Genomic DNA, 16,024 nt, shown 5'->3' on the forward strand with positions numbered 1-16,024 from the left:
CTGAGGCGATGAACCCCAGCCGCTCCATCCCCGACCCATGGGGGCACCTGAGCCGGCTCGCGCTGTAAAAGTGCAGCTTTCGACGCATTCCTGCTGGAGGAGGTCGAAAGCTGCGCTTTTTCTGTGTGTGGCGGGCGGCCGGTCAGTACCTGGGAAGGGACGGGTCCACGGCGTCGATCCAGGCCAGGATGCCGCCGTCCAGGTGCTTGACGCTGTCCTCGCGCACTGCGTAGCCCGATCGCAGGGCGGCCAGCGCCCGGGCGGAGCGGACCCCGGCCTTGCAGTGCAGGATGACGTCCCCCTCTGTTCCGGCAGGCAGCGCACGAACGCCTTCCGAGAGCAGCCGGTCCAGCGGAGCGGAGACCGCCCCCGGAATGGAGACGAGCTCCCGTTCCCAGTCCTCGCGGACATCCACCAGCGTGAACGTGGCCTCCCCGCGGTCCCGGGCGGCCAGCAGCGCGGCCAGCTCGGCGGCGTCGACGGTCTCGACGGCGCTCGGGGCCGGCGGCGCGGATGGGTCCAGCGGAGCACGGCTCTGGCCTGAACCCCCGGGGCCCTGGAGCGTTTCGGGGCCGGACGGGCCGGTCACCCTCTGGCCGGGCGTGGACTGGCCAGATGCGGAGAGCGCCGCGGCGTCGTCGGGCCGGGCCAGCCCGCACGCGACCATGACCTCGGAGAGGTCGGTGACCGGCTGCCGCTCGGGGTCCGGCAGCACGGTGAGGGTGCGCCAGGTCTGGGCGAGGGCGTCGTGGACGAGCACCCGCCCCACGAGCGGATCGCCCATGCCGGTCAGCAGCTTGAGGGCCTCGGTGGCCATGACCGACCCGATGGTCGCGGGCAGCACGCCCAGCACACCGCCCTCAGCGCACGAGGGGACAGAGCCCGCAGGAGGAGCCCCCGGGTAGAGGTCGCGGTAGACGGGGCCGCGCCCCGCCCAGAAGACGGAGACCTGGCCGTCGAAGCGCAGGATGGAGCCCCACACCACGGGGATGCCGGTGAGCTCTGCGGCGTCGGCCACGAGGTAGCGCGTGGGGAAGTTGTCAGCGCCGTCCAGCACGAGGTCGTACTGCCCGAGGATTTCCAGGGCGTTCTCCGTGGTGAGCCTGGTGTCGTGGGTGCGCACGGTCACCAGCGGGTTGAGACGCGCGATCGCATCCGCCGCGGAGTCCACCTTGGGCCGCCCCAGGTCGCCGACCGTGTGGATGACCTGGCGCTGCAGGTTGGACACCGAGACGACGTCGTCGTCAACGACCCCCAGCGTTCCGACGCCCGCCGCGGCGAGGTACTGCAGCGCCGGCGCGCCCAGCCCGCCAGCGCCTACCACGAGCACACGGGCGTTCTTGAGCCGCCGCTGGCCCTCTGGCCCGAACCGCTCGAGGGTGAGGTGGCGAGAGTAGCGTTCCAATTCCTCCCGCGTGAGGCGTTCCGCGGGCGCCACGAGGGGCTCGAAGCGGGACTCGACGCTCATCGGGTGGTGCCTCCGCCGGGTGCGGGGTCGTCGAGGACGTCCCGGGGTGCTGGGTCGGACGACGTCACCCGCTCGCCACTGGGTACCGGATCACCCGCCGCCTTCGCTGCGGAACGGGCGGGCCAGTCCCCGCGGGGAGCGTCGTCGTCCGCGGGGTCGATCCGCCCGGCCATGGGTGAGGACGCGAGCGCGTGGGTGCGCCGGGCGATCCGCCCCGCGCCCCGGGCCAGCCGCCCCGCCTGCACGGCGTGCTTCATGGCCTGCGCCATGGCCACCGGGTCCTGGGCGCGCGTCACCGCGGAGGCGAGCAGCAGGGCGTCGCAGCCCAGCTCCATGGCCAGCGCGGCCTCCGAGGCCGTGCCGATCCCGGCGTCCAGCACCACGGGCACCGACGCGCGGGACGCGATGAGCTCGATGTTGTGCGGGTTCAGGATGCCCAGACCCGTGCCGATGGGCGCGCCCAGCGGCATGACGGCCGATGCCCCGGCGTCCTCGAGGCGCAGGGCGAGAACGGGGTCGTCCGAGGTGTAGGCGAAGACGGTGAAGCCCCGGCGCACGAGTTTCTCCGTGGCATCCAGCAGCTCCACGCCGTCCGGCAGCAGGGTGTCCTCGTCCGCGATGACCTCGAGCTTGACCCAGTCCGTCTCGAGTGCCTCTCGCCCCAGCTCAGCGGTCAGCAGCGCGTCCCGTGCGGTGTAGCAGCCGGCGGTGTTGGGCAGCACGCGGATGTCGTTGCGCCGCAGGATGCCGTACAGGCTGTCCTGCGGCCTTCCGCTGTACGCCACTGCATCGCTCGACGACGCCGCGCGGCCGGGTGCGAAGCGGCGAAGCGCCACCGTGGTCAGCTCGGTCCCCGAGGCGGTCAGTGCCCGTTCGAGCATGGCGAGGTCGGTGAGCCCGCCCGTTCCCATGATGAGCCGGGAGGACAGCTCCACCCCGGCCACGGTGAAGGGCGTGGTCCGTGTGTTCTGTGCGCTCATGCTCAGCCTCCCTGCACTGCGGTGACGATCTCCACGCTCCGACCCGGGGCCACGGGCGTCGAGGCCCACAGGGAACGGGGGACCACGGTGTCGTCCACCGCCACGGCGATCCCCAGGGGGTGACCGTCCGCAGCGGTGCCGGCCGGGGTGATCTCACGGCCGGTGAGCCGGGCGACGGCATCCGTGAGCGTGAACCCCTCGTGGACTGCCACGGAGGAGCCGTTCACGGTCGCGGTGCCCCGCGCTGCGGAGGGTGCGGTTGGCGTCGTCACCGCCGAGGGCGAGGGGTGCGAGGGGTCGGTGGTCATGCGAGTCCTCCCGAGATGTGGGGGTGGTCGAGCGAAACGGTGTCTGTGTCGGCCTGCGAGTGCCGGGCGGGATCCGTCGAGGCGAGGAACTCGCCGTCCGCGCCGTGCTCCACGCCCGGATCGAGCACACCGGTGACGAGTTCCGCCGCGAGTCGGGACGCGACCGGGGTCAGCAGGATGCCGTGACGGAAGTGGCCCGTGCTGACGACCAGTCCGTGCACGGAGGTGCGGCCGAGGTAGGGGAGGTCGTCCGGGGTGCCGGGCCGGGCGCGGGCCATCATCTCGAGGACGTCGCAGTCATCGATCGCGGGCACCACCGTGCGGGCGTCGCGCAGCAGCTGGTGGACGCCGCCGGCCAGCACGGACTCCCGCCCGTCCTCGCGGCTGGTGGCGCCGAGCACCAGGGTGTGGTCCGCGCGGGGGACCACGTAGACGGGCCGTCCGAGCACCTGGGCCCGCACCGTGCGGGAGAGCAGGTGCTCCTCCCCGGAGGCGAGCACGGACTCGGGCACGCGCAGCCGCAGGATGTCCCCGAAGACCGGGCGCAGGCGCAGGTCGAGGTCCTGCGGCAGACCGCCCACGGTGCTGGCCGTGAGACCGGTGGCGAGCACCACGGCGTCCGCGGTGATCTGCTCGCCGCTGTCCAGGCGCACGCCCGTGACCTGGCGGATCCTTCCCGAGGTTGTCAGCAGGGAGTCCACCTTGCTGGTGAACCACCGCGCGGGCCCGGCATCCGTGGCGCCCTCGGCGGTCTCGAGGTGCGCGGAGTTCAGCGCCTCCACCATGGAGGAGGCGAGCAGCCGGGGGTCCACCTGACGGTCGGAGACGATGCGGACCGCTCCGGCCAGGCGCGGCGCGAGCGCGGGTTCCAGGGACCGGGCCTCCCGCACCGGGATCTCCTGGACGTCCATGCCGGAGGCGATCTGGTGCGAGGCGAGGTCCGAGAGGGAGCGAGCATCCGCGGCGTCCGCGGCGACCACCAGGGTTTCCTCCGTGCGGTAGCCCGTGGGCAGCCCGGTGGCGGCGGTGACCCGCTCCACAAACCGGGGGTACTCGGCGGCCGAGGCGCGCATGAGGGGGTAGAGCGGTTCCTGGCCGTACTGGGTCTCCGCGACCGGGGCGAGCATCCCCGCGGCGGCGCGCGTGGCTCCCCACGCGGGGCGCGGGTCCACCACGGTGACGGCGGTGCCGCGGCGTCGCAGCTCGAAGGCAGTGGCGAGACCGATCAGACCGGCCCCGGCGACGACGACGTGCTCGGGCACGTTCTCGGACATTCTTCCTCCCTCCGGCGGCATGACCCGCATCAGGTGACCGGTCGGCGACTCACGCCCTCTCAGCCCGCTGCGGTGGTGTCGTGCGACGTGTGCGGGCTCCCGTGGAACTCGTGGGGCGGCAGCGGTGCCGACCACGATCAGTGTGCCCAGTCTAGCTGTGCCCACCGTCGGCGTCTCCGGGGGACCGGCGGTGAGGAGAGTGCTTGCCGTGCGCACCGGCAGCGGGCTCGTGCCACGATGGCGTCATGGGACACACGAACGAGCCGGGCACGCGACGTCGTGCCGCACTGCAGAACGCGCGCCTCTACGTGTGCGTTACCGCCCGCCGCGATCGCGGTGACCTGCGGGAGTTCCTGCACGCCGCCTACGAGGGCGGAGTGGACGTCATCCAGCTGCGGGACAAGAGCCTGGAGGCGGCCGCGGAGATGGAGGCCATCGAGGTCCTCGCGGAGGTTGCCCGCGAGCACGGCAAGCTCTTCGCCGTCAACGACCGCGCGGACGTGGCGCTGCTGACCGGCGCGGACGTCTTCCACGTGGGACAGGGGGATCTGAGCACCGAACAGGCGCGCAAGGTTCTCGGCCCGGACGTGGTGCTGGGGCGCTCGTGCCACTCCACCGGACAGGTGGACGCCGCGCTCACAGACCCCGGCCTCGACTACTTCTGCACCGGCCCGGTCTGGGAGACCCCCACCAAGCCCGGTCGCGCCGCCGTGGGCCTGGAGCTGCCGCGCTACGCCGCCGATAACGCCGGGGCCACGCCGTTCTTCGCGATCGGGGGGATCGACGCCGCCCGGGTGCCCGAGGTGCTCGGCACGGGTGCGTCGCGGATCGTGGTGGTGCGGGCCGTCACCGAGGCCGACGACGTCGCCGCAGCCGCCCGCGCGCTGCGCACCGCCCTGCCGGCGTGACCTCGGGGGACCCTGACGGAACGCGCCGACCTCTCACGCGGCGCCCACCGCCCCGTGACTGCACCGGGGGCAGGGGGCGGTCAGGCCCGCCCGGGGGACCCGCACTGTCCGGGATGGGCCTCGCACCACGGGGTGACGCCGGGAAACATGTACCGGTGCGCGGCGACCCAGCGGTAGGCCGCCTCCAGCGTCCACCCGACCAGCGGCAGCCGGTAGACCCGTTCGACGAGCCGTGTTCCGAGCGCCGTGTCGAGGACGACGGCCACCGCGTGGGCGCCGCCGGTGGTCTCGTCCCGTACCGCCCAGACCGCGCTGTGCACCTGCTCCCGGGTGAGCCCGAAGCGCTCCAGGATGTCCGGGCACTGGGACGCGTGCAGCTCTATCCTCCCGTGCCGGTCGATGACCCGTACCCACCCGACGGCTCGCGTGCAGAACCCGCAGTTGCCGTCGAAGACCACGTGCAGCTGCGCGCTCACAGCAGCACGCTCCCGCTGACGCACACGGTGCACGTTCCGCCCACGAGGACGTCCTCACCCCGGGACGAGATCTGGACGAGACCCCGCCGCCCGAGACAGGTGCCCTGCCGCGCCACGTACTCGCGGGGTGCGCGGTCCGTGCGGATGAGCCACTGGGCCAGGCTCGCGTTGAGGCTTCCCGTCACCGGGTCCTCGTAGCCGCGGGCGCCGGGGACGAAGGCGCGCACCTCGAAACGGTGCGCGGAACCTTCTGGGGCGGGCCCCACCACCCCCACCTTGTGCTCGCCGAGGGCGGCGTAATCGGGGTCGAGGGCCAGCACCTCCTCCGCGGATCCGAGCACCACGGCCGCCCAGGCGGGGCCGTTGTCCACCCACTGGTGCGCCACCACGTCCCGGGCAGTGATGCCGAGGCCCTCGACCATTGACCGCAGGACGCGATCCTCCAGGTCCCCGGAGCGGACGGTGGGCGGGGCCTCGAAGGACAGGGCGGCGGCGTCCTTCCCGGAGGCAGAGGCGTGGATGCGCACGAGACCCGCGGCGCACTCCTGGACCAGCGTGCCCGCGAACCGCGGGGTGTTCCCGGCCTGCAGCCACGCGCGCGCGGAGCCGAGCGTGGGGTGGCCAGCGAAGGGGAGTTCGCCGTGGGGTGTCCAGATGCGCAGGCGGTAGTCCGCGTCCGTCGTGGTGGCTGGCAGGACGAACGTGGTCTCGGACAGGTTGGTCCAGCGCGCGAAGCGGGCCATCTGCTCGTCCGTGAGGTCGGAGCCGTCCAGGACCACTGCCAAGGGGTTGCCCAGGTAGGGGTCGGCGGAGAACACGTCCACCTGTGCGAACGGGCGGGAACGGGGCAACGAGGTCATGCTCCGATTTCACCACATCGGTTTGGACCGTTGCGCCACACACCTGGGGTGGAGCGGGGCATCCGCCGAGTTCCGCGCCGTGCGGAGAGAACCTGGCGGGCGGTGGGTGGGATCGACGGGGCGAAAGGCTGCCGGGGACGACACGGGCTTGAAGGACAGGCCGGCATGAAAAAATCCCCTTGCTCCTGCGGACAGGTGCAAGGGGATTCTGGTCGGGATGACAGGATTTGAACCTGCGACCTCGTCGTCCCGAACGACGCGCGCTACCAAGCTGCGCCACATCCCGCTGTCCCACGGAGGAACTCCGCGAACAACTGCTCCAGCATAGCGTCAGGATTCGGGGAATGCGAAATCCCGGGTGGGTCGTCCCGGTACGCTCACAGCCATGGAGCACTCGGAGGAAGAGGCGGTCATGCCGCGCATGTGGCGTCGGGTGGGCGCGGCCATGTTCACCGTGGCGTTCGGCGCGAACCTCTTCGCGCCCATGCTGGAAGTCTACCGGGAGCAGGACGGCCTCTCGGAGTCGTTCGTGACGGGGATGCTCGGGATCTACGCCGCGGGTCTGGTGCCCGCGCTGCTGGTCTTCGGACCTGTGTCGGACCACCGGGGGCGGCGGGCCGTGATGCGCCCGGCACTCGCGGTGGTCTTCGCGGCGTCGCTGATCCTGGCCGCGGCCTCCCAGACCTCCGAGTGGCTGCTCTACCTGGGCCGCTGGATCATGGGCTTCGGGGTGGGTATGGCCATGTCCTCGGGATCGGCGTGGGTCAAGCAGCTGAGCACGGACCAGCCCGGTGCGGGACCCCGCCGTGCGACCGTGGTGCTCTCTGCCGGCTTCGGCGCGGGTCCGCTCGCTGCCGGTCTGCTGGCGCAGTTCCTCCCCGCCCCGCAGGTCACCCCGTTCATGGTGCACCTTGTCCTGGTGCTCGTGGGCGCCGCCATGGTCTGGTGCGTCCCGGAGACCCAGCCGGCGATCCAGGGACCCCGTCCGCGGCAGCCGCTCGTGCCGCCGATCGCCCTCACGGGCCGCTTCTTCTGGGTGGTAGCAGCCTGGGCGCCGTGGGTCTTCGGCACGGCCACCGTGGCTTTCGCGAGCATCCCCCTCTATACGCTGTCGAGCGTGCGCTTTCCCATCGCCTACCTGGGTCTCGTGGCCTCGGTGGTGATGCTCACGGGAGTTCTGGTGCAGCCGCTGGCCGCCAGGCTGGGGGAGGACGGCTGGCTCCCGCTCTCGGTCACCGGGCTGGGGGCGGCGAGCGCGGGCCTGCGCCTGGGTGCGCTCACGGTCACGTGGCACCTGAGCTGGCTCGCGATCCCCACGGCCGTGCTGCTCGGCGTCAGCTACGGGTTCATGATGGTCGCGGGCCTGCGCGAGGTGGAGCTGCTGGCCCGCCCGCACGAGCTCGGTGCCCTGATCGGCGTGTTCTACACCCTCACGTACGTGGGCTTCGCGGTGCCGTTCGTGCTCTCGTTCCTGGCCCCTGCGGTGGCGCGCGTAGCCGGGGTGGGGAAGACCACGGGGTTCGTGTGGTGCCTGCTCGCGGGCGTGGTGGTGTGCGCGGCCTCCGCGGTCCCGGTGGCGCGGGCGGCCTCCCGCGTGGTGCCGGATCCGGGGACGACGGCGCAGCGCCGCCTCACAGGGCCCGGGCCCCGAGGCGTCGCCTCCCGGGCCCGGGCACTAGAGCGCCGTCCCGGACGTCGGGGCCCTGGACTGCCCGACCAGGAACCCCTGCCCGGAGATCCGCTGCCCGCGTGCACCCCGTGGGACCGCCCCGCACACGGGGCGGACACCCTCAGCGCGTGACCCGCTCCAGGACCTGCAGCACGTGCTCGTAGGGGCGGCCGGTGGCATCCGTGAGGGCCTGCTCGCACGTCCGGTTCAATGATGCATACGCATCAAAGTCACCGGATCGCACCTCCGCCGCCTCCGGGGCCGTGGCCGCGGCCGTCAGCTCGGGGTGCAGCATGCCGCGGTCTCCGGCGTAGCCGCAGCAGCCCCACGCGACCGGAACGGTTACGTCCTGCGCGCAGGCGTGGGCCACGCGCAGCAGGTCATCTGCGATCCCGAGGTGCACGGACGAGCACGTGGGGTGCACAGCCAGGGTCTCCAGCCGGGAGTGCTCGGGCAGCAGGGGCAGCACGTGCTCGGCGGCGAACGTCACCGCGTCCACGAACGTGAGTGCGCCGTAGCGGGGGTGGTCCTTGGCCAGCTCCCGCATGGTCTCCAGGCCCTCGGTGCACGAGGACGCGTCGCAGACCACTGGTAGGCGGCCCCCGTCGGAGGCGTCCCACACCAACCCGAGCGTCCGCTCGCTCATGGTGGCGTAGCCGGTGGGCAGACCCTTGGACTTCCACGGGGTTCCGCAGCACGCGGAGTCGATGCCCTCCGGGATGCGCACCGCGACCCCCGCGCGCTCGCACACCCGCAGGAACGCCTCGGACGTGCTCGGTCCCTCGCTGCCGACCGTGCCGAACATCGCGTTGATGCACGCGGGGAAGAACACGGCGCGGACCGTTGCCGACCCGGCGTCCGGAACGGTGGACTCGGCAGGTGCCGCCCACCCGGCGTCGTGCCCACCGTCGCGCTCGGCAGGGAGCTGCCCGGGCGACGTCGTCAACCGGGACCGCGCGGACCCGCCGGACGGGAGCGTGGGGCTGTAGCGCGGCACGGTGTCCGCCCCGAGCGCTGCGCGGGCCGCACGGGTCGCGGAGACGGGCAGCACCGGGGGCATCCGGGAGGCGAGCGTGAGTGCGAAGGAGGCCCCCGCGGACGTGGTCGCCCAGGACCTCGCGGCGGCACCCCAGGCGAGGTCCGCGACCTTCGAGTGGTTCTCCGCGCGCAGCCGACGCACCAGGTCACCGGTGTTGATGTTCACGGGACACGCCGTGACGCACATGCCGTCCACGGCGCACGTCTGCAGCCCCGCGTAGTCGTAGTCCCGCCGCAGCCGGTCCGCGAGACCGCTCTCCCCACGCGCCTCGGCCTGCGCAATCTCGCGGCGGCCCACGATGCGCTGCCGCGGCGTCAGCGTGAGGTCCTGGGAGGGGCACACCGGCTCGCAGTACCCGCACTCCACGCACCGGTCCACCTCGGACTCCACAGGCGGCGCGGTCTTCAGGTCCCGCAGGTACGCGCGCGGGTCCTCGGTGAGGATCACCCCGGGGTTGAAGCGGTTCTGCGGGTCGATCAGCGCCTTCAGCTCGCACATGACCTCGTAGAGCTCGTCCCCGTACTGCCGCCGCACGAACGGCGCCATGATGCGCCCCGTGCCGTGCTCGGCCTTCAGCGAGCCCCCGCGCTCGAGCACGAGGTCCACCATCTCCTCGGTGAAGCGCTCGTAGCGCCGCAGCTGCGCGGGGTCGTCGAACTGCTCGTTGAGCATGAAGTGGACGTTGCCGTCCTTGGCGTGGCCGAAGATCACGGAGTCCCGGTAGTCGTGCGCGTCGAAGAGCCCGGTGAGCTCCTCGCACGTGCTGCCGAGCTGGTCCACGGGTACCACCACGTCTTCCAGCAGCGCGTTCGTGCCCGTTGGCCGGTTGCCCGCCACGGTCGTGTAGAGCCCCTTGCGCACGGTCCACAGGCTCTTGCGCTCGCGGGGGTCGGTGGTCAGGGACACGGGCCCGGTCAGGTCCAGGGCGTCGAACGTCGACGATGCCGCCGCGGCCAGCTCCCGCACGCCCTCCTGCGTGTCGTGCTGGTACTCCACGAGCAGCGCGGCCTGCTGGTCCACGGGGATGTCCATGATCGCGGACGGGGCGAGGCCCGTGCGCTGGGAGACCGCCAGGGAGGTGGCGTCGAGCAGCTCGAGCGTGGCGCAGTGCGAGCCCACGAGGTCCGGGACCGCGCTGGTGGCGGCCACCACGGTGGGGAACACGAGCAGGCCGGTGGCCACGTGCGGGTGGACCGGGATGGTGCGCAGGGTCGCGCTCGCCACGAACCCCAGTGTGCCCTCCGAGCCGATCATCAGGTGCTCCAGGATCCGCACCGGGTCCCGGTGGTCCAGGAACGAGTTCAGCCCGTAGCCCATGGTGTTCTTCATGGCGAAGAGCCGCTCGACGGTCCGCACCGACTCCGGGTTGCCCGTGACCCGATCGCGCAGCCGGAGCAGGCCCTCGAAGAGCTCGGGCTCGCGTGTCCGCAGCTGTTCGGCGGCATCGGGGGCGGCGGTGTCCAGCACGGTGCCCGAGGGGAGCACGAGCACCATCGACTCCAGGGTGCGGTACGTGTTGGACTCCGTGCCGCATGCCATCCCGGAGGAGTTGTTCGCCACCACGCCGCCAAGCGTGCACGCGGTCTCGCTGGCCGGGTCCGGGCCCAGCAGCCGACCGTGCGGGGCGAGCCGCGCGTTGACCTGGCGTACGGTGACGCCGGGCTGTACCCGCACGCGGGCGCCGTCGTCGAGGACCTCCACCGCCTTGAAGTGGCGCCGCACGTCCACGAGCAGCTGGTCCGTCACCGCCTGCCCGGACAGGGACGTGCCGCCCGAGCGCAGGGTCAGCCCCGCGCCGGTCTCGGCGGCCGCGGCGAAGATGCTCTCCACCTCGGTCTCGTCCCGCGGGCGCAGCACGGCGTGGGGCTGCATCAGGTAGTGCGAGGCGTCGTGCGCCACCGCCCGCCGTTCGAGCTCCCCCGCGACCACGACCCCGCTCCCGCACTGCCGCTCGATCCGCTGCACCGCGCGCTCCAGGGGCGACGCCGCCGCGGTTGCCGTGCTGGGCGCGCCGGTCCCGGACGCGACCCCGGACCGGCCCCCGGCGGACGCCCAGGACCCGGCGACGTCGCCGTTCCCGGCGGGGGTGCCCCGGGCTGCGTCGTCCCCGGTGCCCGTACGGCGCCCGTCGCGGGAGCGGGAGCGGGGGAAGGGGAGGGTGAACGGTGCCATGGTGAACTTCGCTGGGTGAGACGGTCGGTGGACGGAAGCGGTCGGGCGGTCAGTCCGTGAGCGTGACCAGCACGGCCTGGGGCGGGCAGAACAGGCGGACCGGTGCGAAGCGGGACTCGCCCAGTCCCTGGGAGATGTTCACGGTCACCCCGCGGTGCTCGATCAGTCCCTTGCAGATCGCGGGGTCGAGGTCGCAGTTGCTCACCAGGGCGCGGCCGCCGGGCAGGCACACCTGCCCGCCGTGGGTGTGGCCCGCGAAGACGATGTCTGCCCCGTCCGCCGCGAAGCGGTCCAGGGTTCGCAGGTACGGAGCGTGGGCCACCCCGATGCGCACGTCCGCGGGAGTGTCGTGGCCCTGCGGGAAGCCCGGGTGGCGGTCGTAGTGCAGGTGGGGATCGTCCACGCCGGAGAAGTCGATCACGGTCCCGGCCACCTCCAAGCGCAGCGCGCGGTTGATCAGACCGGTCCATCCGTGCCCGTCGAAGGCTCGGTGCATCTGGGCGGTGGGCAGCAGCTGCGGTGCCTCGTCCTGCCCGGCGCGGTCCGCCGCGGAGGTGCGCCACAGGTACCGCGTGGGGTTCTTGGGCTGCGGCGCGAAGTAGCAGTTGGACCCCGGCACGTAGACCCCGGGGAACGCGAAGAGCGGGTCGAGGATCTCCAGCAGGAACGGCAGCGCCTGCAGGTGGGACAGGTTGTCCCCCGTGTCGATCACCAGGTCCGGTCGCAGGGCAGCGAGCGAGTGCATGAATCGCAGCTTCGCCGCCTGGCCCGGCACCGTGTGCAGATCCGAGATGTGCAGGATGCGCAGGGGCCGGGCACCGGTGGGCAGGACCCGCACCGTCTCCTGGCGCAGCTGGAACCGCCGACGCTCCCCGAGCACAGCCCACGCGAGCGTCCCGGTCCCTGCCGCGAACAGGCCCGCCCCGGCCGCGGTGATCTGGCGCGGGGCCGGGGCGGGCCCGGTGCTGGCGGAGGCCACTACTTGCTCGTGGACAGCACGCTGGCGGGCGGCGAGGAGAACGCGTCGGTGCTGTAGCGCGGCGCAATCTCTTTCATGTAGTTCTGCCACTGGCCACCGGCGTACGTGGCACCGTCCACCCACTCGGTACCGGAGCCACCGGAGCGGCCGCCGATGTTCAGGCCGTTCAGGGAGCGCGAGCCGTACTGGTAGTTGCCCACCCAAGATGCCGTGGACAGGCCCTCGGTGTAGCCCACCATCCACGTCTGGGTGGAGTTGTCCGTGGTACCAGTCTTGGCCGCGGACGCGCCGGGCAGGCCGATGGAGCGTTGGTAGCCGGACCCTCTCACGAGCACCTGTTCCAGCACGTAGTTCACGCCCTGGGCGACCTCCTTTTTGATGACCTGCTTGCAGGAGTCGTTGCCGACGTCGTACGACTTGCCCTGCGCGTCCACCACCTTGGTCACGGCGCGGGGTTCGCACATCACGCCGTCATTCGCGAAGGCCGAGAACGCGCGGGCCATGGTCATGGGGGAGATGTCCGCCGAGCCACCCAGCAGGGAGGAGAGCACCGTGGTGTCCACGGGGTCGCCGGTCTTGCCGTCGTGGATGCCCAGCGCCTTGGTCAGGTCGCCGATCTCGCACAGGTCGAGGTCTGCGGCCATCGCGTACAGCGCCGAGTTGATGGAGTTGTAGATGCCGTAGTCCACGTCCATGATCTTCTGGTAGCCCTCGGTGGCGTTCTGGAAGGTCAGGCCGTTGCCGTCGGTGCCCGGTTCGATCTTGTACCCGTTGGGCAGGCAGGACGCCTTCCACTTGTAGTCCGCCGGGTAGCTCACCCTGCGGGCGTCGATGCTGGCCTTCACACCCTTGCCCGAGTTGATCCACTGGGCCAGGGTGAACGGTTTGAACGTGGAACCCACCTGGAACCCGCCGGCGCCGCCCACCGACGTGTCCACGTTGAAGTTGTACGTGGTGTTGCTGTCGCCCTCAGCTGCGGAGTAGTTCGTGTTCTGCGCCATGGAGGCGATGTGTCCGCTGCCGGGCTCCAGGGAGATCAGGGACGTGGAGACGCTGTCCGGGTTGTTGTCCTTGGGCTGCGTCTGGTTGACCTGGGTGTCCGCCGCCTTCTGGGCTGTGGGATCCAGGGTGGTGGTGATCGTCAGACCACCGCGCTGCAGGGTGGCCAGCCGCTCCTCCGGCGTGGTGCCGTAGGTGTCCGACTGCATGACCTCGTTCTCCACGTAGTCGCAGAAGTACGGTGCGGTCTTCGCCGCAGAGCACCCGGAGCTCGTGGTGTGGATGTCGAGGTTCATCGGCTCGTTGGCCGCCTTGTCCGCCTCCGCCCGGGTGATGGACCCGGTCTGGACCATGGTGTCCAGCACCAGGTTTCGACGCTGCGTGGACAGCTCGGGGTTCACCTGGGGGTTGTACGTGTTCGGGGACTGCACCATGCCCGCGAGGGTGGCCGCCTGGGCCACGCTCAGCTGTGAGGCGTGGATGCCCCAGAAGTACTGCGACGCCGCTTCGACACCGTAGTTGGAACCGCCGAAGAGCACAATGTTGAGGTAGCCCTCGAGGATCTCGTCCTTGGACTTCTCCTGCTCCATGGACAGCGCGAGCTTCATCTCCTTGATCTTGTCGACCACGCCCTTGTCGGCGCCGATGGTGCTGGCCTGCTCGCCGTTGCGCACCTGCTGGTCGATGATGAGGTTGTTCACGTACTGCTGCGTGATCGTGGAGGCGCCCTGACGGTTGCTCGGGCGCAGCAGGTTGTTGCCAATGGCGCGCACAATGCCCCACGGGTCCACCGCACCGTGCTCGTAGAACTCTCGGTCTTCGATGGACAGCAGCGCCTTCTGCATGTTGGGGGAGATCTCGTCCAGGGGCACGGGGTCCCGGTTCTGGGCGAAGAACTTGGCGATCTCGGAACCGTCCTTCGCAACAACAGTGGAGGCGCGGGAGAGCGGGCCCGTCTCCATGTCCGCGGGCAGGGACTTGAACCATCCGATGGACGCGTTGGCGGCCAGCCCGGCTGCCGCGGCGGGGGGGACCAGGAGCCCGGCTGCGACCACTCCGGTGACCACAGCAACGGCGATGAACGCCACCACGTTGCCCAGTACCGACGTGGGCTCGGAGCCCGAGTTGTTGCGTGATGCCATTGCGCCAGTGTACAAGCCGGGGGCGGGTGGATCCGTGTATCCGAAGCTGCGGTCACACTGTGATCTTCCCGGGACCGGGGACGCGCGCCGCGCCCGCCTGGACAGTAGGGTGGTGGCCATGACCACTTGGGAATACGCAACCGTTCCGCTGATGATCCACGCCACCAAGCAGATCCTCGACAACTGGGGTGACGACGGCTGGGAGCTCGTGACCGTGCTGCCCGGCACCCAGGCCGCGGACACCCCCGCCGCGAACATGAACGCGCCGGTGCAGACCAACCCCATCGCCTACTTCAAGCGCCCCAAGAACTGACACGGCGAGGGAGGACCCGGACATGAGTGACAGGTACGAGGACCGGCTCGCGGAGCTGGGGCTGCAGCTGCCCGACGTCGCGGCACCCCTGGCCGCCTACGCACCAGCGGTGACCACCGGCAACCACGTGTACACCGCGGGCCAGCTGCCCCTGGTCTCGGGATCGTTGCCCCAGACCGGTGTGGTGAGCGACAGCGGCGCCGAGGGCACCGTGGACCCGCAGCGGGCGGCGGAGCTCGCCGAACGCTGCGCACTTAACGCGCTCGCGGCGGTGAAGTCGCAGATCGGCGAGCTGGAGCGCATCCGGCGCATCGTGAAGGTCACGGGTTTCGTGGCCTCCGCCCCGGACTTCTTCGCGCAGCCTGCGGTGGTGGACGGCGCGTCCCAGCTGCTCGGCCGGGTCTTCGGAGATGTCGGCGTGCATGCGCGCTCCGCGGTGGGCGTGAGCGTGCTGCCGCTGAACTCCCCGGTGGAGGTCGAACTGATCGTCGAGTTCGGCTGAGCATGAGCGGCGCGCCGGCGGGGGAGCGGATCTTCGCGATCCCCCGCTCCTACAGCAAGGCAGCCCGCGCCTGGATGGAACGCGGCCTCGGGATGCACGGCACGGCACCGCGCCGGGGTGCCGCCACAGTCTTCGTCCGGGACGGGGACAACGGGGTGGAGACCCTCATGCTCCACCGACCCGGCCGTCAGTCCATGGGTACGCTCTCCTTTCCCGGGGGGATCACCGAGACGAGTGACGACGAGCCCCTCGACTGGCGCGGTCCGAGCTCTTCCGAGTGGGCCCACAAGCTCCTCTCCGAGGACATCGGCCGCGCCCGGCGCAGCGTGGTCACCGCCGCGCGCAAGACGTTCGTGGAGACCGGCATCCTCTTCGCGGGCGCACCAGCCCACGGGGTGGCCGAGAACGTGGAGGGGGTGGACTGGATGCGCTCCCGCGAGCAGCTGGCCTCCGGGGACATCTCCTTCGCGGACCTGCTCGCCAAGCGCAGCATGGCGTTCCACAGCGAGTGCCTGCGCCCACTGTCCCACTGGATGACCTCGGACTTCGTGCACCAGCGGGTGGACCTGCACTTCTTCGCCGCGGCGGTTCCCGTGGGCCAGCGTGAGTCCCCGCTGGCCACACAGCGCGGACGTGCCTGGCTCGGCTGGGTGGACGCCCGCACGCTGCTCGACGACCCCTGGGCCACACCCCTGCCCGAGCTCTTCCGGGAGGAGAGCGAGGACTGTGCCCAGACCCAGGACCCCTGGCACTTCGACTTCAACGAGCTGACTACCCCGGGTGTGCAGTGCGCCGTGGAGGCCGTGGCGGAGGCGAGTTCAGCCATGGCGTTCCTCGCCGCTCGCCGGGACCTGCGGGTCAAGGTGCCTCGCCTGGACCTGCGCGACGACGAACCCGTCCTGGTGCTCGACGCCTGACTCCCGCCGCGGTGGGCG

General features: G+C 71.5%; 14 protein-coding genes and 1 tRNA gene. 5 read left to right on the top strand and 10 right to left on the bottom strand.

Going from position 1 to position 16,024, the window contains the following annotated elements; all coding sequences use genetic code 11:
* Positions 1–142: 142 nt before the first annotated feature.
* From moeB to thiO, 4 genes are read right to left on the bottom strand one after another with little or no spacing between them, the layout of a single operon-like run.
* Positions 143–1,468, bottom strand: a complete 1,326-nt coding sequence (gene moeB, locus B3G12_RS04125) for a molybdopterin-synthase adenylyltransferase MoeB (protein ID WP_144940912.1) — start codon at positions 1,466–1,468, stop codon at positions 143–145.
* Complete coding sequence (locus B3G12_RS04130) at positions 1,465–2,448, bottom strand: thiazole synthase (RefSeq protein ID WP_144940909.1); 984 nt, start codon at positions 2,446–2,448, stop codon at positions 1,465–1,467. Before B3G12_RS04130 ends, moeB begins: the two co-directional genes overlap by 4 nt.
* 2 nt (positions 2,449–2,450) lie before the next feature.
* The gene (gene thiS, locus B3G12_RS04135; RefSeq protein ID WP_144940906.1) at positions 2,451–2,756 is read right to left on the bottom strand and encodes a sulfur carrier protein ThiS; all 306 of its coding nucleotides are present in this window, start codon (positions 2,754–2,756) and stop codon (positions 2,451–2,453) included.
* Complete coding sequence (gene thiO, locus B3G12_RS04140) at positions 2,753–4,246, bottom strand: glycine oxidase ThiO (protein ID WP_422653746.1); 1,494 nt, start codon at positions 4,244–4,246, stop codon at positions 2,753–2,755. Before thiO ends, thiS begins: the two co-directional genes overlap by 4 nt.
* Positions 4,247–4,275: 29 nt before the next feature.
* Between thiO and thiE the strand changes: the two genes are divergently transcribed.
* A complete protein-coding gene (gene thiE / locus B3G12_RS04145; RefSeq protein WP_144940900.1) occupies positions 4,276–4,938 on the top strand; it encodes a thiamine phosphate synthase in 663 nt (220 codons plus the stop codon).
* An 80-nt stretch (positions 4,939–5,018) separates the two neighbouring features.
* On the opposite strand, the gene B3G12_RS04150 is transcribed toward thiE, so the two are convergent.
* The 3 genes from B3G12_RS04150 to B3G12_RS04160 form a co-directional block, all read right to left on the bottom strand.
* A complete protein-coding gene (locus B3G12_RS04150) occupies positions 5,019–5,414 on the bottom strand; it encodes a thiol-disulfide oxidoreductase DCC family protein (protein ID WP_260983270.1) in 396 nt (131 codons plus the stop codon).
* Positions 5,411–6,274 (bottom strand): PhzF family phenazine biosynthesis protein, encoded by an 864-nt coding sequence (locus tag B3G12_RS04155; RefSeq protein ID WP_290499222.1) that lies wholly within the window; start codon positions 6,272–6,274, stop codon positions 5,411–5,413. Before B3G12_RS04155 ends, B3G12_RS04150 begins: the two co-directional genes overlap by 4 nt.
* A gap of 209 nt (positions 6,275–6,483) precedes the next feature.
* Positions 6,484–6,560: transfer RNA gene (locus B3G12_RS04160), tRNA-Pro, on the bottom strand.
* A 99-nt stretch (positions 6,561–6,659) separates the two neighbouring features.
* Between B3G12_RS04160 and B3G12_RS04165 the strand changes: the two genes are divergently transcribed.
* Entirely contained in the window at positions 6,660–8,075 is a 1,416-nt protein-coding gene (locus tag B3G12_RS04165) for an MFS transporter (protein ID WP_290499223.1), read from the top strand.
* Here the strand turns inward: B3G12_RS04165 and B3G12_RS04170 are convergent.
* Genes B3G12_RS04170 through B3G12_RS04180 form a run of 3 tightly spaced genes read right to left on the bottom strand, consistent with a single transcriptional unit; the run spans position 8,065 to position 14,274 of the window.
* Positions 8,065–11,154, bottom strand: coding sequence for an FAD-binding and (Fe-S)-binding domain-containing protein (locus tag B3G12_RS04170; protein WP_290499224.1), 3,090 nt, complete (start codon positions 11,152–11,154; stop codon positions 8,065–8,067). The genes B3G12_RS04165 and B3G12_RS04170 overlap by 11 nt on opposite strands.
* Positions 11,155–11,203: 49 nt before the next feature.
* On the bottom strand, positions 11,204–12,133 hold the full coding sequence (locus tag B3G12_RS04175) for a metallophosphoesterase (RefSeq protein ID WP_144940894.1): 930 nt from the start codon (positions 12,131–12,133) through the stop codon (positions 11,204–11,206).
* Complete coding sequence (locus B3G12_RS04180; protein ID WP_144940891.1) at positions 12,133–14,274, bottom strand: transglycosylase domain-containing protein; 2,142 nt, start codon at positions 14,272–14,274, stop codon at positions 12,133–12,135. Before B3G12_RS04180 ends, B3G12_RS04175 begins: the two co-directional genes overlap by 1 nt.
* Before the next feature lie 118 nt (positions 14,275–14,392).
* Here B3G12_RS04180 and B3G12_RS04185 point away from each other — a divergent pair, with 118 nt between their 5' ends.
* The 3 genes from B3G12_RS04185 to B3G12_RS04195 are packed head-to-tail and all read left to right on the top strand — an operon-like array spanning position 14,393 to position 16,006.
* Entirely contained in the window at positions 14,393–14,587 is a 195-nt protein-coding gene (locus tag B3G12_RS04185) for a hypothetical protein (RefSeq protein ID WP_055082311.1), read from the top strand.
* A gap of 22 nt (positions 14,588–14,609) precedes the next feature.
* Positions 14,610–15,089 (top strand): RidA family protein, encoded by a 480-nt coding sequence (locus B3G12_RS04190; protein WP_145010054.1) that lies wholly within the window; start codon positions 14,610–14,612, stop codon positions 15,087–15,089.
* A 2-nt stretch (positions 15,090–15,091) separates the two neighbouring features.
* Positions 15,092–16,006: a hypothetical protein gene (locus B3G12_RS04195; RefSeq protein ID WP_144940885.1), complete on the top strand. Its 915-nt coding sequence runs from the start codon at positions 15,092–15,094 to the stop codon at positions 16,004–16,006.
* Positions 16,007–16,024 lie beyond the last annotated feature (18 nt).

The organism is Kocuria sp. UBA5001, assembly GCF_002398425.1.
Lineage (GTDB): Bacteria > Actinomycetota > Actinomycetes > Actinomycetales > Micrococcaceae > Kocuria > Kocuria salsicia.